This window comes from Ottowia sp., assembly GCF_035444425.1.
In the GTDB taxonomy this organism is placed as follows: domain Bacteria; phylum Pseudomonadota; class Gammaproteobacteria; order Burkholderiales; family Burkholderiaceae_C; genus Ottowia.
The window spans coordinates 37,145-54,806 of the sequence record NZ_DAOMOQ010000022.1 but is presented as its reverse complement, the minus strand read 5'-3'; the positions used below and the strand labels follow the sequence as shown (position 1 = coordinate 54,806).

The following is a 17,662-nucleotide window of genomic DNA, read 5'->3' as shown; positions in this document are numbered from 1 at the left end:
CCGAAGTACTGCACGATGTTGTAGGTGAAGCTGTCGTAGTTGTCGATCATGAGCACGCGCACGCCGGGCCTCAGCTTGTCGCGCAGCTGCTCAAGCGCCTCGGCAACGGTCGCGGAATCGTCCGGCGCGGCGCCGTGAGAAGTCGTCAAGGTGTTCATTCCAGACCCTCCTCCACCAGCTCACTGGCCCGCAGCAGCGCGCGCGCCTTGTGCTCGGTTTCCTTCCATTCCATCTCGGGCACCGAGTCGGCCACCACGCCAGCCGCCGCCTGCACGTGCAGCTGCTGATCCTTGACGATGGCGGTGCGGATGGCGATGGCCAGATCCATGTCACCGGCGTAGCTGAGGTAGCCGCAGGCGCCGCCGTAGATGCCGCGCTTGACCGGCTCGAGCTGGTCGATCAACTCCATCGCGTGCACCTTGGGCGCGCCGGTCAGGGTGCCGGCGGGGAAGGTGGCCTTGAGCACATCCATGTTGCTCATGCCGTCGTTGAGGATGCCCTCGACGTTGCTGACGATGTGCATCACGTGGCTGTAGCGCTCGACCGCGAAGGCCTCGGTCACCTTGACGCTGCCGGTCCTGGCGATGCGGCCGATGTCGTTGCGCGCCAGGTCGATCAGCATGACGTGTTCGGCGCGCTCCTTGGGGTCATTCACCAGTTCCTGCTCGATCGCCTTGTCGGCCTCGGGCGTGGCGCCGCGCGGGCGCGTGCCGGCCAGCGGACGGATGGTGATCTTCTTGCCCTCGGCGGTGTGCTCCTGCCGCACCAGGATCTCGGGGCTGGCGCTGACCACGTGGAAGTCGCCAAAGTCATAGTAGATCATGTACGGCGACGGATTCAGCGAACGCACCGCGCGGTACAGGCTCAGGGGGGATTCGGTGAAGCGCTTGCTGATGCGCTGGCCGACCTGCACCTGCATGAAGTCGCCGCCGGCGATCAGCTCCTTGGCGCGCTCGACCGCGGCCAGGTAATCGGCCTTGGCGTAGCCGCGCTCGGGCGGGTAGCTGGTGGTCGGCCTGACCTGCGGCGCGCTGACCGAATAGCGCAGCTGCTCGCGCAGGTGCTTCACGCGCCGCTTGGCGGCGGTGTAGGCCTCGGGCTGGCCGGGGTCCGCGTAGACGATCAGATACAGCTTGCCCGACAGGTTGTCGATGACGGCGAGTTCCTCGCAGTGCATCAGCAGGATGTCGGGCGTGCCCAGTGTGTCGGGCGGGCAGGTGTTTTCGAGCTTCTTCTCGATGTGGCGCACCACGTCGTAGCCGAAGTAGCCCGCCAGACCGCCGCAGAAGCGCGGCAGTCCGGGGCGCAGCGCGACCTTGAAGCGCTTGTGGTAGGCGTCGACGAAGTCGAGCGGGTTGCCGGCATGCGCCTCGACCACCTGGCCGTCGGTCACGACCTCGGTGCGGGCGTCGGCGCCGAAGCCGCTGGCGCGCAGGATGGTGCGCGCCGGCAGGCCGATGAAGCTGTAGCGGCCGAAACGCTCGCCGCCGATGACGGATTCGAGCAGGAAGCTGTACTTGCCGCCGCCCTGCGCCGCGGCCAGCTTGAGGTAGAGCGAAAGCGGTGTCTCCAGGTCGGCAAAGGCTTCCGCCATCAGCGGGATGCGGTTGTAGCCCTGGGCGGCCAGGCTCTTGAATTCGAGTTCGGTGATCATGAGCGTCAAGCCTCCTGGGCGCTCGGGCAGGGTTGATGGTGTGGTCTCACCCCGCCGGGTTCATCTTCCAAGGTGCGGCGACCTGCGTGAGGCCGCTGCGCTTCTTGCGCCCTTTGCAGGCGCGGTTCACACGTCAGCGCGCTGGCTTGCGCCAGGGCCATGCCCCCTGGGCGGCGATGCCCAGCGGCGAAATGACATTGCGGGAAGACGACATCGCGGCTAGTGTAGCAAAAAGGCCTGCCCGCCTACACGTCTTGTGGCACCCGGCCGCCGCGGCCAACGCAGGCCCGCACGCACAGTGGCAACCTCCCCTTGTTTCCACTAGGAAGGCCGCGCAAACGCAGAGAAACCCCATGTTGATCCGCATCGGCTACGACATCGAACTGGCGCTGACCAGCCCCACCACCCTGCTCGGCGCGCTGCACGTGCATCCGTCGCGCGCGCCCGACCTGCAGGCACCGGAGGCGTTCTCGGTCGAGCCGGCGCTGCCGGTGCGGCACTACCAGGACGTGTTCGACAACACCATCACCCGCATCAACGTGCCCGCCGGCGTCGCCAGCCTGCGCCTGCGCAACCGCGCGGTGGTAGCCGACAGCGGCCGGCCCGACCCGATGCACGCGGACGCGCGCCAGCATGCGCTGCACGAGTTGCCGAACGAGGTGTTCCGCTTCCTGCTGCCGAGCCGCTACTGCGAGGTCGACAGCGCACTGCTGCAGTTCGCCTGGGATCGCTTCGGCCAGTCGCCCCAGGGTTGGCCGCGCGTGCAGGCGATCTGCGACTACGTGCACCGGCACATTCGCTTCGACTACCAGCAGGCGCGCGCCAATCGCAGCGCGCTCGAGGCCTGGCGCGAGGGCGTCGGTGTGTGCCGCGACTACGCCCACCTGGCGCTGACGCTGTGCCGCTGCATGAACATCCCGGCGCGCTACACCACCGGCTACCTGGGCGACATCGGCGTCGCGTCGACATCGGCGCCGATGGACTTCACCGGCTGGTTCCAGGCCTGGCTCGGCGGCCGATGGCACGACTTCGACGCCCGCAACAACACGCCGCGCATCGGCCGCATCGTGATGGCGCACGGCCACGACGCCGCCGACGTGCCGATCACCATGGTGTTCGGCGACAGCCGGCTGAAGCGCTTCGAGGTGGTGACGGACGAGTTGCCGGCCGCAGCCTGAGCCGGACCGGGTCATCCACTGACAGGCGGCGCAGCGCTCACGCAGCGGCGTCGGCCTCGGCCAGGTAGAACCACTCACGCCCGACGTCGGCCTCGGGGTGCGGGAACAGCACGCAGCCTTCGCGCTGCGCAATGACCGGCGTGCCGTCGGCGCGCCAGGCGATCACGTCGCCCGCGTCCACGGCATCGAAGCTGTGCCAGTCGCGCGCCAGCCGGTCCCGCGGCGAGCGACGCAGCACCACTTCGGTCAGGCGCGCGGCCGGGCCGCTGAAGCGCGCCGGCGCCGGCACATGCGCCAGGCCCAGGTGCGCCAGCGCGCCATGGATCGCCTGCTGCGCCACCTCGATCGCCTCCGGATCCTCGTGCTGCCCGCACTCGATGGTGACGGCGTAGCCGCCCTGGCTGCGCATATATTCGTTGGTGCCGATGCCCTCATCGCCCGGCAGCTCGCCGCGCGCCAGGGCGGCGCGGTCGTAGACCTCGAGCCAGCCCTCGACCACCTGCTGCGCCCCCAGCGCGCGCGCCAGCGCCATTTCCTCGGCGGCCCGCGCGAACGGCTCGCGCGGGCCTGGGTTGTCGCGCGGGCCGACCATGGCGAACGGGTCGCCCGGCGTGTGGAAGGAATGCAGGTCGAGCAGCGCATCGTGCTGCGCCAGCAGCGGCGCCAGCCGGCGCGTGATGCGGTCCTCGTAGTCCTGCGGGTCGCCGCGCGGCAGGAAACGGCGGTTCAGGTTGCGCTCGCCCTCGCGCGTGTTGTTCCGGAACGCCAGCGGGTTGGCCACCGGCACCAAGGTCAGGCGGCCGCGGGTCAGCACCAGCCGGCCGTGGGTCAGGTCGTCGATGGCGCGCACGACGGCGTGCGCGCCGCAGACCTCGTTGCCGTGCACGGCGCCCAGCACCAGCAGCGATGGCCCTGGCGCCAGCGCCGCCCAGCTGTGCCAGTGCAGCGACTCGGGGTTGGCGATGGCGCGCTGCAGCAGCGCGTGGCTTGCGCTCACCTTGGTTCCGGTCCTCGTGACGACATGTCGGTCAGGCATTGTGCCGGGCCGCAGCCAGCGCCGCCGCCAGTTCGGCGAGGCTGTCGAAATGGCCGTCGGCCTCGACCTGCTCGATCGGCTGGCCATGGTTGTAGCCGTAGCGCATCAGCGCCACCGGGCAGCCGGCGGCGCGCGCGGCGGCGGCGTCGTTGCTGGAGTCGCCGACCATCAGCGTGCGCGCCGGCGCCGTACCGAGCGCGCGGCAGGCTTCCAGCAGCGGCAGCGGATCGGGTTTCTTGCGCGCGAAGCTGTCGCCGCCGAACACGTGGCCGAAGAACCCCTCCAGCTTCTTCTCAACCAGCAGCGCACGGGCAAACGCCAGTGGCTTGTTGGTCACGCAGACCAGCGGCAGGTCGAGATCGCGCAGGGCCTGCAGGCCTTCGAGCACGCCCGGATACAGCTCGGCAAACCGGCCGTTGATGGCCTGGTAGTGCGACTGGTAGGCGCGCCAGGCCTGCTCGTAGCGTGCTTCGGGCCGGGTCGCCGGGCAGGTGCCGGCATCGTCCGCAAGCGCCAGCTGGCGCAGTTGTTCCGCCAGCACGCTGTGGATCAGGTGTTCGGAGCCCTTGCCGATGGCCATCTCGATGAAGTCGCGCCGCACCGGCGGCAGCTGCAGTTCGGCCAGCATGCGGTTGAGGGCGACCTTGAAGTCGCCCAGCGTGTCGACCTGGGTGCCGTCCAGGTCGACGATGCAGGCGTCGATGGCTTGTGTTAGTTTTCGGGCCGTCATGATGTTGTGACCAAGGAGACAAGCATGAAGTTGAATGCAATCGCGCGCGGCCTGACGGCTTCGGTACTGCTGCTGGCGTCCAGTGCCTTGCTGGCGCAGGACAAGGTGGTGTACCACATCAACAACGCCGCCGCCCAGGCCACCGCCGGACTGCGCAACATCCGCAACCACCTCGACGTGGCGCCGGAAACCAAGATCGTGGTGGTCACGCATGCCGAGGGCATCGACTTCCTGCGCGAGGGCGCCAAGGATCCGAAGAACAAGGACATCGACTACGGCGCACTGGTGAGCGCACTGAAGGCGCGCGGCGTGCGCTTCGAGATCTGCGAGATCACGCTGCGCGGCGCCAACCTGAAGAAGGACCAGTTCACCATGGACGCCGAGTTCGTGCCTTCCGGCGTGGCGCGCATCACGCAGCTGCAGGCGCGCGAGGGCTACGCGTACCTCAAGCCCTGAGCGCCGCCCGAGGCGTCAACGCAGCGCCCGGCGCATGTCGCTGATCACCGCCGTGTAGTCCGGCTGGCCGAAGATCGCGCTGCCGGCGACGAAGGTGTCGGCGCCGGCGTCGGCCACCTGGCGGATGTTGGCGGCCTTGATGCCGCCGTCGACCTCCAGCCGGATGTCGCGCCCGGAGGCCTCGATGCGCTTGCGCGCCGCCTCGACCTTGCGCAGCGCGCTGTCGATGAAGCCCTGGCCGCCGAAGCCGGGGTTGACGCTCATGATCAGGATCAGGTCGATGTCGTCGATCAGCCAGTCCAGCACGTCGAGCGGCGCCGACGGGTTGAACACCAACCCGGCCTGGCAGCCGGCCGCCTTAATCGCCTGCACGCTGCGGTGCGCGTGCGGCGTGGCGTCGGGGTGGAAGCTGATCAGATCGGCCCCCGCCTGCGCGAACGCCTGCGCCAGCGCGTCCACCGGCTGCACCATCATGTGCACGTCCATCGGCACCGGGCTGCCGTCGGCGCGCACCGCGTGCGGCTTGATGGCCTGGCAGATCATCGGCCCGAAGGTCAGGTTGGGCACGTAGTGGTTGTCCATCACGTCGAAGTGGATCCAGTCGGCGCCGGCGGCGATGACGTCCTTGACTTCCTGGCCCAGCCGCGCGAAGTCGGCCGAGAGGATGGACGGGGCGATGCGGTATGTGGGCTTGCTCATGGCAGTCAATTTTCACCGATGCGCCCTGCCTGCCGCAGTCGTTACCATTAGTACATGCCCAAGTACCAGTTCAGCGTCGAGGTCCAGCCGCAGTTCCTGCCCGAGCAGTCGGAGCCGGAAAGCGAGTTGTATGGCTTCGCCTACACCATCACCGTGCACAACACGGGCGAGGTCGCGGCGCAGCTGGTTTCACGCCACTGGATCATCAGCGACGCGCGCGGCCACACCGAGCAGGTCAAGGGCCTGGGCGTGGTCGGCCAGCAGCCGCTGCTGCAGCCCGGCGAGGCCTTCCAGTACACCAGCGGCTGCCGGCTGCGCACGCCCAGCGGCACCATGCACGGCAGCTATTTCTGCGTCGCCGAGGATGGCGAGCGTTTCGAGACCAAGATCCCGCTGTTCGTGCTCGACGCCGGCGGCACCGGCGGCGCCGGCACCCGCGTGCTGCATTGAGCCCGCACGCGGGTCACTCGTCGCCTCCCGCGGCCGCTTGACATGGCAAGCTCGCAACTCGACCTGGTCGAACAGCTGCAGGCGATCGACCCCGAGGCGCCGCCGGCCGAGCGCCACCTGTGGCTGATCAGGCTGCTGGACTGGATCCGCGGCGACAGCGACAACCCCGAGATGGCGGTGGCGCGGGTGCGCATGCTACTCGACGCCGCCGAACTGCGGCCGGATTTCCTCAAGCTGTGGCAGCAATGGTGGGAGGAATTCCTGACCAGCACCGACGCCACCTCGCTGCTGGCCGACCTCGGCTTCGCACCGCGCAGCTCGTTTGCCAGCGAACTGCTGCACCGGCTGGGCCGCAAGCTGCTGCCGGTGGCGCCCGACACCACCGACATCCACGATCTGTTCGGCCTGCTGTTCCCGAGCGAGCGCGACGCCAGATGGCTGCGCGCGCTCGACGAGCGCACGCTGCAGCGCCTGCGCACCGTGCTGTTTCAGGCCGATCCCGAGCAGGGACCGACGCCGGTGCCGAGGTACGCCTTGCGCACGCTGCTCGACGCGCTGGCTCACGCCATCAGCCAGATCAGCGCGGTCGGGCAGTCCAGCGACGTGCGGCTGCGCATGTCGGCGGCGGTCAGCGCCAAGCGGCCCTTCCTCGATCTGCCGATGGTGTTCGAAACCCTGCGCCGGGCGGTGCTGGCGCATGGCCGCCAGAGCGCGCCGGCGCTGGTCGCCAGCGGCCAGCTGCGCGAGCAGCTCGACGCCTGCCGGGCCGCCGCCGCCACCGTCTACACGCACCTGGAGGAGCACGGCATCTCGGTGCACCTCGAGTTCCAGCTGCGCCAGCTGCGCCAGCGCATCATCCGCGTCAAGGCACTGCTGCTGTGCCTGGAGACCGACGCGCCGGCGCAGGCCACGGCGCAGCTGCTGTCGCACCTGGTGCGCGTCAACCACGACAGCCGCAGCCTGGGCGCGCTGCTGGCGAGCAGCACCGAGCTGCTAGCGGCCAAGGTGACCGAGCGCAATGCCGAGACCGGTCAGCACTACATCACGCGCACCACCGCCGACTACCTGCACATGCTGGGCGCGGCCGCCGGCGGCGGCGCGGTGCTGGCCGGCACCACCTGGATCAAGCTGGCCGTCGGCGCACTCGGGCTGGCGGCGTTCTGGACCGGCGTGTGGGCAGGCATCAACTACGCCGTCGCCTTCGTCATCATCATGCTGCTGGGCTGGACCGTGGCCACCAAGCAGCCGGCGATGACGGCGCCGGCCATGGCGGCCAAGCTGAAGAACATGCGCGACGCCGACGGCGCGGAGGATTTCGTCGACGAGGTGGTGTACCTGCTGCGCTCGCAACTGGTCGCCATCCTCGGCAACGTCGGGCTGGTGATGCCGGTGGTGTTCCTGCTCTCGATGCTGCTGGGTTGGCTCGGCTGGGGCCATCGCGCCATGGACCCGATCCACGCTCAGATCATCCTGGACCAGCACGACCCGCTGGGGCCGACGGTGCTGTACGCGGCGGCCACCGGCGTGATGCTGTTTGCGTCCAGCGTGATCGCCGGCTGGGTCGAGAACTGGTTCGTGTTCCACCGGCTTGACTCGGTGATCGCCTACCACCCGCGCGTGACGCGGCGCCTGGGCGCCACGCGCGCGCAGCGCTGGGCGGATTACTGGCGCCAGAACATCTCGGGCTGGGCCGCCAACATCTCGCTCGGCTTGATGCTGGGCATGCTGCCGCCGATTGTCAGCTTCTTCGGCCTGCCGCTGGAGGTGCGCCACGTCACCCTGGTCGCGGGCCAGATCGCCGCCGCCGCGCACGAACTGGGCGCCGAGGTGCTGCGCGAGCCGGACTGGTGGTGGGCGCTGGGCGGCATCGCCATCACCGGCCTGACCAACCTGGCGTCGAGCTTCTGGCTCGCGTTCCGGCTGGCGCTGACGGCGCAGAACGTGCCGGCCGTGGACCGCCGGCGCCTGTACGCGGCGCTGGGCCGGCGCGTGCTGCGCCAGCCGCACACCTTCCTGCTGCCGGTGCGCCTGCGGCCTGCGGCGCCGCAGGCGCCCGCAGCGGCCACCACGGACGCTGCCGGCGATGCCGGTTAGCATCAGGGGCTGTCCCGCAGGCCGCGCGCGAAGCGGCCATGCCCGCACGGGCCCTGCCGGATCCCTTCACGCCCTCGGAGCGGAGACCACACTTTTTGACCGACACCTGGATGCCTTCCTGGGCCGCCCGACTTGAAGTCACCCCCGGGCCGCAGGCGCTCGAATGGGTGCTGCTGTTGACGCTGGCCGCGCTGGCCGGCCACCTGGTGCAGCGCCACACCGGCATGCCCAAGATCATCGGCTATGCCGTGGTCGGCGTGCTGGCCGGCTGGCTCGGCTTCACCGACGCCGGCTGGCCGCTGGCGGGGGTCGGGCTGTTCCTGCTCGAGCTCGGCATCGCGGTGGTGCTGTTCGAGGTCGGCGCGCGCCTGTCCCTGCGCTGGTTCCGCCACAACCCGATGCTGCTGGTGCAGAGCCTGGCGGAATCGGTGCTGACCTATGCGGCGGCCTACCTGGCGCTGCGGGCGCTCGGCCTGGAGGTGCCGGTGGTGCGGGCGCTGGCAGTGATCGCCATGGCGGCCTCGCCGGCGGTGCTGCTGCGCGTGGTGTTCGACCTGCGCGCCAACGGCCCGGTGACCGACCGCGCCATCGCGCTGGCCACGCTGAACACGCTGTACGCGCTCACCATCGGCACCGGCATGCTGCACACCATCGACCGCGGCGAGGGCGCCATGCTGGCCTCGATGCTGTCCTGGGCCGCGGTGCTGGGCATCTCGCTGCTGTTCGGCGCCCTGCTGGCGGCGCTGCTGGCGGCGGCGCTGCGGCTGCTGCACCCGACCAGCCAGGACAGCGCCATCATCATCATGTCGCTGATCGCCGCCTGCGCCACCATCGCCACGCCGCTGGGCGGCTCGGGCCCGCTGGCCGCGCTGCTGGGCGGCATCCTGCTCAAGCAGCTGCACCCGCGCCCCTGGGTCTGGCCGCGCCAGCTCGGCACCGCGGCGTCGATGCTGACCATCCTGATGTTCGTGCTGGTGTCGCTGGTGGCGGCGCAGGCCGACTGGAGCGCCGGCATCACCTGGGCCGCGCTGGTGCTGATCGTGACGCGGCTGCTGGCCAAGGTGGCCAGCCTGCTGCTGACCAGCGCCGGCAGCGGCATGACGCTGCGCAAGTCGTTCTGGGTCGGCATCGCCATGGTGCCGATGTCCTCGGTGGCGCTGCTGCTGACCTCGCAGTTCGTGGTCGCCTCGCACTCGATCGGCGCCCAGGTGGCGGCGATCGCCCTGCCCACCATCCTGGTCACCGAGCTGCTGGGCGCGGTGCTGGTCAGCATCGCGCTGGGCCGCAGCGGCGAGGCCTCGCGCCTGTGGCGCCAGCGCGGCCTGCCGCCAGGCGCCGGGGAGCCGGGCAAATGAGCACCGACGCCCGCCCCACCAGCCTGGAGCCGTTCGGCCAGTCGGCGCCGCTGACGCTCGGCGTCGAGCTGGAGCTGCAGCTGGTCAACACCAGCGACTACGACCTGACGCACTACGCCGACGACATGCTGCGCCTGATGGCGCGGCGTCAGCTGCCCGGCAGCGTGGTGCCCGAGATGACCGCCGGCATGATCGAGATCTCGACCGACGTCTGCCAGACCTCGGGCGAGGCGCTGGCGCAGCTGGGCCAGATCCGCGACGCGCTGGTGCAGTGCGCCGACAAGCTCAACATCGCCGTGGTGGGCGGCGGTACGCACCCGTTCCAGCAGTGGCACCAGCAGCGCATCTACGACAAGCCGCGCTTCCACCAGCTGTCGGCGCTGTACGGCTACCTGACCAAGCAGTTCACCATCTTCGGCCAGCATGTGCACGTCGGCTGCCCCGACGCCGACACCGCGCTCTACACGCTGCACTGCATGTCGCGCTACATCCCGCACTTCATCGCGCTGGCGGCCTCCAGCCCCTACGTGCAGGGGCAGGACACGGCCTTCGACTCGGCGCGCCTGAACTCGGTGTTCGCCTTTCCGCTGTCGGGCCGCGCGCCCTGCGTGCTGAGCTGGGACGAGTTCGGCCGCTACTTCGACAAGATGACCGCCACCGGCGTGGTCAAGTCGATGAAGGACTTCTACTGGGACATCCGCCCCAAGCCCGAGTACGGCACCATCGAGGTGCGCGTGTTCGACACCCCGCTGACGGTGGAGCGCGCCGCCGCGCTGGCCGGTTTCGTGCAGAGCCTGGCGGCCTGGTTCCAGCAGGAGCGCCCGTTCACGCCCTGCGAGGACGACTACCTGGTCTACAGCTACAACCGCTTCCAGGCCTGCCGCTTCGGGCTCGACGCGGTGTACGTCGATCCGCCCAGCGGCCAGCACCTGCCCTTGCGCGAGCACCTGCTGCTGACCATGGAGCGCCTGCGCCCGTTCGCCGATGCGTGCCAGGCCGACGCCGCGCTGGAGCTGCTGCGCACCGAGGTGCGCGAGAACCGCAACGACGCCCGCTGGCTGCGCGAAACCCATGCGCGCGAGCAGCTGCTGGGCGAGGTCATCCGCCAGGCCAGCCTGCGTTTCCGCGGCCGTTGACCCCGGCCGGCCAGGCGCGCCATCCGGGGGCCGCGGCAGCAAACGCCGCGCGCCCATGGAACAATGCCTGCCATGACGCTCCGTATCGGTATCTCCGCCCGCCTGCTGCACAATCCCCCGCCCGGCCTGGGCCTGCCGACCAAGCGCCTGCAGTTCCTGGAAAGCGGCATGGCCAACTGGATCATGTCGCACGGCGTGCTGGCCCTGATGATTCCCTTCATCGACCAGCGCGGCATCAAGCTGCGCAAGCGCCCGCCGCTGCACGATCTGGTCGACAACCTCGACGGCCTGGTGCTGCAGGGCGGCATCGACATCAGCCCGACCACCTACGGTGCCACGCCCTGGCAGGAAAAGGCCGAGTACGACCCGATCCGCGACGAGTACGAGCTGGATCTGCTGCGCGGCTTCATCCAGGCCGACAAGCCGGTGCTCGGCATCTGCCGCGGCTGCCAACTGCTGAACGTGTACTTCGGCGGCACCCTGATCCAGGACATCCCGACCCAATGGCCGGGTGCGATCCTGCACAACGACGTCGAGCGCTACGACAGCCTGGTGCACGAAGTGCATTTCATGCCCGGCTCGCGCCTGTCCGACATCTACGGTTACGAGCCGCGCCGCGTCACCAGCATCCACCACCAGTGCGTCGACCAGCTCGGCAGGGGCCTGGTGCTGGAGGCACGCAGCCCGATCGACCTGGTGCCCGAGGGCATCCGCCACACCGACCACGCCTTCGTCATGGGCGTGCAATGGCACCCCGAGTTCCACCCCAACGCCAGCAACGAGAACGAGCCGGTGCTCGACAGCGGCCCGCTGCTGATGGCCTTCCTCAAGGCAGCGCTGCGCCGCGCCGGCCGCGTGCGCCAGCTGGCGGACCGGGTGGCGCGCGTGCGCGAGCGCGCCAGCGAGCTGGTCGGCCGCTGACAGCCGGGTTGGCGGCGCATGGGCGAATTCGAGCTGATCGAGCGCTTCTTCCGGCGCGGCGCGACCACCACGCCCGCCGGCCCGGTGGCGCTCGGCATCGGCGACGACTGCGCGCTGCTGCAGCCAGCGCCTGGCCAGCAACTCGCCATCAGCACCGACATGCTGGTCGAGGGCCGGCATTTCTTAGAAGACACCGATCCAGCCGCACTCGGCCACAAGGCGCTGGCGGTGAACCTGAGCGACCTGGCCGCCTGTGGAGCAGAGCCGCTGGCCTTCACCCTGGCGCTGGCGCTGCCGCCCGAGCGCGCACGCGACGAAGCCTGGCTGGGCAGTCTGGCGCAAGGCCTGTTCGCGCTGGCCGACGCGCACCACTGCGCGCTGGTCGGCGGCGACACCACAGCCGGGCCGCTCAACCTCTGCATCACCGTGTTCGGCCAGGTGCCGGCCGGCCGGGCACTGCGGCGCGACGGCGCATGTGCGGGTGACGACATCTGGGTCAGCGGCACGCCGGGCCGGGCGCGGCTGGGCCTGCAGGCACTGCGCGGCGAGATCACGCTGACGCCCGCCGCGCTGGCGCTGGCCCGCGCACAACTCGAACGGCCAACGCCGCGCCTGGCACTCGGCCGGACGTTGCGCGGCATCGCCAGCAGCGCCATCGATGTCAGCGACGGCCTGGTCGGCGACCTCGGCCATGTACTCGCTGCCAGCAGCGTCGGCGCCGCCATCGACACCGCCACCCTGGTACAGGTCCTGGCGGACAGCCTGCCAAGCCCAGGCAGCGACCCACACCTGAGCGAAGACGATCTGCGCACAGCAGCGCTGAGCGGCGGCGACGACTACGAACTGGCCTTCACCGCCGCACCCGGCTTGCGCGCGGCCGTGCTGGCGACCGCGCAGGCCAGCGGCACACCCGTCACCCGGGTCGGCCACATCGAGGCGGCGCCCGGCTTGCGCCTGCTGGGCGCCGATGGTCAGCCCATCAGCCCCCACTACCGCTCGTTCGACCATTTCGCCTGAAGACAAGGTCCATCGCATGTCCGCCACGATCACGCTCTACACCCACCCCTGGTCACGCGGCCGCATGGCACGCTGGATGCTGGAGGAATGCGGCGCCGCCTACGAGGTCCAGGCGCTCGACTACGGCGGCAGCATGAAGGCGCCCGACTACACGGCGCTGAACCCGATGGGCAAGGTGCCGGCCATCCGCCACGGCGCCGTGGTCGTCACCGAGGTCGCCGCCATCTGCGCCTACCTGGCCGAGCAGTTCCCCGAGCGACGGCTGGCCCCACCCGCCGACAGCCCCGAGCGGGCCCACTACTACCGCTGGCTGTTCTTCGCCGCCGGTCCGGTCGAGGCGGCGGTCACCGCCAAGTCGCTCGGCCTGCTGGCGCCGGCCGAGAAGCGCGCGCAGGCCGGCTATGGCAGCTACGAGGACGTGATGGATACGCTGGAATTCGCAACCCGGCAGGCACTGGCGCGCGGCGGGCACCTGTGCGCCCAGTTCACGGCGGCCGACCTGTACCTGGCAGCGCAGCTCAACTGGGGCATGCAGTTCAAGACCGTCGAGGCGCGGCCGGCTTTCCAGCAATACGTCGCACCCATCCTGCAACGCCCCGCGTACCTGCAGGCCAATGCGCTCGATGACGCGCTGGCCGCGCAGTTGAAGCCGGGCGCCTGAACCCCGCGACCATGTCACCGATCAACTCGCCACCGGATGACGTCACCGACGTGCAGGCGCGCCCGCTCGGCCCCGATCCAGCGCCTCCTGCCCGCGCACCAGCACAGCCGACACCGCTGGAGCCCCTGTCGCCCGAAGCCGGCCCGCCACCAGCCGGCGCGGTACGCGCCAGCGCCGCCTTCATGGGCGCGCACCCGGCGCACCTGCTGGCCCTGGGCTTCGGCTCGGGTTTGTCGCCACGCGCCCCCGGCACCGTCGGCACGCTGTGGGCCTGGCTGGTCTGGGTGGTGCTGATCGCCGACCTCGCGCCGGCCTGGCAGGGCGTGGTCATCGCCCTGGCGCTGCCGCTGGCGTGGTGGGCCAGCACCGTCAGCGCACGGCACCTGCGCAGCGCCGATCCGAGCGCCATCGTGGCCGACGAGATCGTCGCCTTCTGGATCGTGCTGTGGCTGCTGCTGCCGGCCGGCTTCTGGGCCCAGCTGGCGGCATTCGCGCTGTTCCGCTACTTCGACGCCGCCAAGCCCGGCCCGGTCGGCTGGGCCGACCGCCTGCTGCACGGCGCGCGCGGCTGGCGCGGCGGCTTCGGCATCGTGCTGGACGACCTGGTCGCCGCCTTCTGCACCCTGCTGGTCATCGCCTGGTGGCACAGTTGGTGAACGCCGCCATGCCCGCCGAATCAGTACCTGCCGCCACCAGCACGACCACCGCCCTGGTCGAAGCGCTGGCCGCCGTGCTGCGCCAACGCGGCTGGATGCTGGCCACCGCCGAAAGCTGTACCGGCGGCCTGATCGCAGCGGCCTGCACCGACCTGGCCGGTTCGAGCGATTGGTTCGAGCGCGGCTTCGTCAGCTACAGCAACACCGCCAAGACCGAACTGCTGGGCGTGTCGGCCGCGCTGATCGAAGCGCACGGTGCCGTCAGCGAACCGGTGGCGCGCGCCATGGCCGAGGGCGCGCTGGCGCATTCGAAGGCCCAGGTCAGCGTCGCCGTGACCGGCATTGCCGGGCCCACTGGCGGCAGCAAAGACAAGCCGGTGGGCACGGTGTGGTTCGGCTGGTGCGTGGACGGCCACACGGGCACCGAGATGCACCGTTTCGACGGTGACCGCGCCGCGGTGCGAGCGCAGACGGTGCAATGGGCGCTGCGTGGATTGATGACCCGCTTGCCCAGCACCGGCTGAGCTGCGAGCTTCTGTTGCCTGGCTCGATCCACGCAGCGCCCCTGCTCTCCCCGAGCATTCGACAGGCTTCGCTTAGTTGAGAGTCAGCTTGACCACTTGTCCGTTCGTGCGCTTGAGATAGGTCTCGCTGCCGACCATCCGCACGTCGTTGCAGGCAGATGGCATCGCCCGAAAGTTCTCGAAGCACACCTTCCCGTCTTCGGTACGCCATGTACCCACATCCGAGCGACCGGAGAAATACACGGTGACGGCGTTGCCCTGCTTGGCGTAGTCGGTCCGGATACCGCCTGGGCCACTGAAATTGAACGACCTGCCCTGGAACGCACTCGTGATCTCTGTGGCGGTCGGCGCACGTGCTCCAGCAGGAAACTCCGTGGCCGGCGGCGGGCCAGAGGCACAGCCAGCCAGCAAGGCCACGCACAAGGCGGTCGGCAGCAGATATTTCGATGGTTTCATGATGATCTCCCGGTCATCTGAGGGTCGACGTTTCTGAAGCACGAGGGGCGCGAGTTTGGTGACTACCCCGCGCCCCAGCGTGTCACAGGCCCAGTTGCGACTTCATGGCTGCCCAGGCTGGCCCGTTCAGTCGGTTGGTGACGGTGCGGCGCGCGCTAAGCGACGGCTTGGTCTCGTGGGCACGATAGACCCAGCGGTTGTTCGTGCCGCCCCAGTCGATTTCCGTGTAGAGCACGTTGATCGTCATGACCGTGTCGGGTGCACCCACAAACCGCATCACCGGCGCGCCATGAATGATCTCGATCGTGTAGCTGCCCTCGGCAGTGGCCACGCAGTTGGGTGGATTGGCAAACGTTTGGGTCGCCACATCGAGATCGCACTGGTAATACTGCGCCACACCCGCGGTCTGGCTGCTGGCGGCGCCGAACGCCACGCGCATCGTCTTGTCGACCCCCGTGCCGTTACCGAGACTGAGCGTGTTGGCGCCGGTGGCGAGGTTGACGGCAGAGATCGGGTAGGCCGCCGGCAAGCCTTGCACCGTGGTGGTTCGAGTCTGGGGCAGACTCCTTGACCAAGTGTCGCTAATCATCAAGCCAGGCTCCACGACCACACTGTCGAACTTCATTTCAGCCGAGCCGCTCGGGAACGTGGTGTTGCCCAAGGCTGCCAGCAGGTTCTCCACAGAAGCACCACCTACGTTGATCGAGTTGGAAGGCTGCCCTTGCCAACGGGTGACCAGATCGCCCATGGCCTGCCCCTCGACGCTGCTGACCGTGTTGTAACCGAAGCTGATGCGCGCATCGCACACCGTCGAGCGACTGGGGCTGCCGATAGTGGTAAGAATCTTTGTATCGCGCCCGCATGGCTTCCAGCCCTGGGCGGTCAGGTAGGCCGTGCGGTACAAAGCGTTGGGCGCCCCCCAATCCGGGTGTGCCACGCCATCGGCCTTCCCGGCCCGCGCGTCGGTGATCCAGCGGCCTTCGGTGCCGGCTGTCTTGGCATCAATGTCCAGCGTCTGGAGATAGTAGTTGCCAGCGTCGCCGAACCTGAGATTGTTCAACATCGGCTCACCGGCGGCCACGGCCGCCGACTGATCACCCACTGCCAGCTCAACCTGGTCGCGCAGGGCATTCGCCACCACGCTGGCGGCCGAGCGTGCCGAATCCGGGATGCTCAGAGCCGTGGTCGGCGGGTCGTCCTGGTAGTCGTCGATCTTGGCCGCCGCGATGCCGAGCTGCTTGGCGATGTTGTCGCGCGCCACCGCATCGGTCATGCCAGCGGCCACGCCCGCGTGCAGCAAGGTGGTCAGCGGGTTGATGTTGCCCGTGGTGCCCGCGGGCCGCTTCAGCACGTAGCTGGACGACGTCGCGCGCGCCGCCGGCGCCACCATGTCGACCGCGGTCGTCGATGCGCCTTCGTCGCCCGTCAGCACGGGCGCGATCAACGAACTGGCGGCTAGCTGGGCCAGCGTGACGGCGCTCTTCTCGAAGGTGAGTGAATAGCGGCCGTCCTCGCCGGTGGGGGACGAGGCTGGTTCGCCGGCATCGCACGTGTCGTTGGCGTTGAGATCCAGGCACACCACGACGTTCTTGAGCGTGCTGTTGCGCGCCACCTGACCCGACAGCGTGACGGGTTCAGGCACGGGACTCGGCTCCGGTCCAGGTCCAGGGCCCGGACCTGGCGACTCATCGCTGCCACCGCCGCAGGCCGCCAGGGTCAAGACCATCGCGGCACTGATGGACTGCGCGAGCAGCCGCTTCTTGTAGATGTTCATGGATGCTTCTCCCAAATCGTGGTCGTTGTTCCCTGGAATCGTGGCGATGCCAACGATCCCCGGTCTGCCTGCCGACGGCAGGTTGAGCCAGTGTGGCGAGCCGCGCACGATCTGCCCATACACCGATGGGTGCAGCCGTGGTAGCAGCCGAGCCTCAACTTTGGTTCAGCATCCATGCGCCAAAAGGCCGGTTTCACCCGACGCCGATTGGGCTTATCCTGCGGTTCAGGGATATTGGGAGGCCCAGCGCATGCGCGTCCTGCTCATCGACGACCACTCGCTGTTTCGCCGCGGCATGCGCCTGATGCTGCGCGAACTGATGCCCGAGCTGGACGTCAGCGACGCCGACGGCGTCGAGCAGGCGCTCACGCTGGCGGGGGAATCCTTCGAGCTGCTGCTGCTGGACCTGAACATGCCCGGCGTGAATGGCCTGGATGCACTGGCATCGGTCAAGCATGCCTTCCCGGACAGCATCGTGGTCGTGATCTCGGGCGAAGACAGCGCCAGCCTGATCCGTGACGCGATCGCCGCCGGAGCGGCCGGATTCATCCCCAAGTCGGCCGAACCCGAGGTGATGCACGGCGCCCTGCGCCTGGTGCTCGCGCGCGGCGTCTACCTGCCGCCCGAGGCGCTCGGCACGGCAGCCGATCCCGAACCGGTGTTGCAGGGCCTGAGTCCACGGCAGCTTGATGTCCTGCGGCGCGCGCTCAAGGGTGTTCCCAACAAGCTGATCGCGCGCGAACTCGGGATCTCCGAGGGTACGGTCAAGTCGCACCTGTCGGCCGTGTTTCGCGTCATGAACGTGCGCAACCGGACCGAGGCGCTGTATTCGGCGGCGCGCTACGGCTTGAAGCTGTAGTCCTCG

General features: G+C 69.4%; 18 protein-coding genes. 12 read left to right on the top strand and 6 right to left on the bottom strand.

What is annotated here, in order from left to right; genetic code table 11:
* Positions 1-154 precede the first annotated feature (154 nt).
* Complete coding sequence (gene trpE / locus PK606_RS10220) at positions 155-1,654, bottom strand: anthranilate synthase component I (RefSeq protein ID WP_324563495.1); 1,500 nt, start codon at positions 1,652-1,654, stop codon at positions 155-157.
* 353 nt (positions 1,655-2,007) lie between these two features.
* On the opposite strand from trpE, the gene PK606_RS10215 reads away from it, so the two are divergent.
* Positions 2,008-2,832: a transglutaminase-like domain-containing protein gene (locus PK606_RS10215; RefSeq protein WP_324563493.1), complete on the top strand. Its 825-nt coding sequence runs from the start codon at positions 2,008-2,010 to the stop codon at positions 2,830-2,832.
* A gap of 37 nt (positions 2,833-2,869) precedes the next feature.
* Here PK606_RS10215 and PK606_RS10210 read toward each other — a convergent pair whose 3' ends face one another.
* Together PK606_RS10210 and gph are read right to left on the bottom strand one after the other, a co-directional pair.
* Positions 2,870-3,829 carry a succinylglutamate desuccinylase/aspartoacylase family protein gene (locus PK606_RS10210; protein ID WP_502920826.1) on the bottom strand — a complete coding sequence of 320 codons (960 nt, stop codon included), beginning with the start codon at positions 3,827-3,829 and terminating at the stop codon, positions 2,870-2,872.
* 31 nt (positions 3,830-3,860) lie between these two features.
* A complete protein-coding gene (gene gph / locus PK606_RS10205; protein WP_324563491.1) occupies positions 3,861-4,598 on the bottom strand; it encodes a phosphoglycolate phosphatase in 738 nt (245 codons plus the stop codon).
* Between the two features lie 24 nt (positions 4,599-4,622).
* Here gph and PK606_RS10200 point away from each other — a divergent pair, with 24 nt between their 5' ends.
* A complete protein-coding gene (locus PK606_RS10200; protein WP_324563488.1) occupies positions 4,623-5,054 on the top strand; it encodes a DsrE family protein in 432 nt (143 codons plus the stop codon).
* 15 nt (positions 5,055-5,069) lie between these two features.
* Here the strand turns inward: PK606_RS10200 and rpe are convergent, their stop codons facing one another.
* Positions 5,070-5,753, bottom strand: a complete 684-nt coding sequence (rpe, locus tag PK606_RS10195) for a ribulose-phosphate 3-epimerase (RefSeq protein WP_324563485.1) — start codon at positions 5,751-5,753, stop codon at positions 5,070-5,072.
* Positions 5,754-5,807: 54 nt separating this feature from the next.
* Between rpe and apaG the strand changes: the two genes are divergently transcribed.
* The 9 genes from apaG (at position 5,808) to PK606_RS10150 (ending at position 14,567) form a co-directional block, all read left to right on the top strand.
* Entirely contained in the window at positions 5,808-6,203 is a 396-nt protein-coding gene (gene apaG / locus PK606_RS10190; protein WP_324563483.1) for a Co2+/Mg2+ efflux facilitator ApaG/CorD, read from the top strand.
* A 42-nt stretch (positions 6,204-6,245) separates the two neighbouring features.
* Positions 6,246-8,297 carry a transporter-like protein TlpB gene (gene tlpB / locus PK606_RS10185; protein WP_324563480.1) on the top strand — a complete coding sequence of 684 codons (2,052 nt, stop codon included), beginning with the start codon at positions 6,246-6,248 and terminating at the stop codon, positions 8,295-8,297.
* A 110-nt stretch (positions 8,298-8,407) separates the two neighbouring features.
* Entirely contained in the window at positions 8,408-9,652 is a 1,245-nt protein-coding gene (locus PK606_RS10180; protein ID WP_324563513.1) for a cation:proton antiporter domain-containing protein, read from the top strand.
* Positions 9,649-10,788, top strand: a complete 1,140-nt coding sequence (locus PK606_RS10175) for a YbdK family carboxylate-amine ligase (protein WP_324563478.1) — start codon at positions 9,649-9,651, stop codon at positions 10,786-10,788. The genes PK606_RS10180 and PK606_RS10175 overlap by 4 nt, the downstream gene beginning before the upstream one ends.
* Before the next feature lie 72 nt (positions 10,789-10,860).
* Complete coding sequence (locus tag PK606_RS10170) at positions 10,861-11,709, top strand: gamma-glutamyl-gamma-aminobutyrate hydrolase family protein (RefSeq protein ID WP_324563477.1); 849 nt, start codon at positions 10,861-10,863, stop codon at positions 11,707-11,709.
* An 18-nt stretch (positions 11,710-11,727) separates the two neighbouring features.
* The gene (gene thiL / locus PK606_RS10165) at positions 11,728-12,726 is read left to right on the top strand and encodes a thiamine-phosphate kinase (protein ID WP_324563475.1); all 999 of its coding nucleotides are present in this window, start codon (positions 11,728-11,730) and stop codon (positions 12,724-12,726) included.
* A 16-nt stretch (positions 12,727-12,742) separates the two neighbouring features.
* On the top strand, positions 12,743-13,387 hold the full coding sequence (locus PK606_RS10160) for a glutathione S-transferase family protein (RefSeq protein WP_324563473.1): 645 nt from the start codon (positions 12,743-12,745) through the stop codon (positions 13,385-13,387).
* An 11-nt stretch (positions 13,388-13,398) separates the two neighbouring features.
* Positions 13,399-14,043 (top strand): phosphatidylglycerophosphatase A family protein, encoded by a 645-nt coding sequence (locus PK606_RS10155; RefSeq protein ID WP_502920825.1) that lies wholly within the window; start codon positions 13,399-13,401, stop codon positions 14,041-14,043.
* Positions 14,044-14,051: 8 nt separating this feature from the next.
* The gene (locus tag PK606_RS10150; protein ID WP_324563470.1) at positions 14,052-14,567 is read left to right on the top strand and encodes a CinA family protein; all 516 of its coding nucleotides are present in this window, start codon (positions 14,052-14,054) and stop codon (positions 14,565-14,567) included.
* 72 nt (positions 14,568-14,639) lie between these two features.
* Here PK606_RS10150 and PK606_RS10145 read toward each other — a convergent pair whose 3' ends face one another.
* Together PK606_RS10145 and PK606_RS10140 are read right to left on the bottom strand one after the other, a co-directional pair.
* Positions 14,640-15,023, bottom strand: coding sequence for a hypothetical protein (locus tag PK606_RS10145; protein WP_324563467.1), 384 nt, complete (start codon positions 15,021-15,023; stop codon positions 14,640-14,642).
* A gap of 82 nt (positions 15,024-15,105) precedes the next feature.
* Positions 15,106-16,797 (bottom strand): hypothetical protein, encoded by a 1,692-nt coding sequence (locus PK606_RS10140; protein WP_324563465.1) that lies wholly within the window; start codon positions 16,795-16,797, stop codon positions 15,106-15,108.
* 250 nt (positions 16,798-17,047) lie between these two features.
* On the opposite strand from PK606_RS10140, the gene PK606_RS10135 reads away from it, so the two are divergent.
* Positions 17,048-17,656, top strand: coding sequence for a response regulator (locus PK606_RS10135; RefSeq protein WP_324563463.1), 609 nt, complete (start codon positions 17,048-17,050; stop codon positions 17,654-17,656).
* Positions 17,657-17,662: the final 6 nt, after the last annotated feature.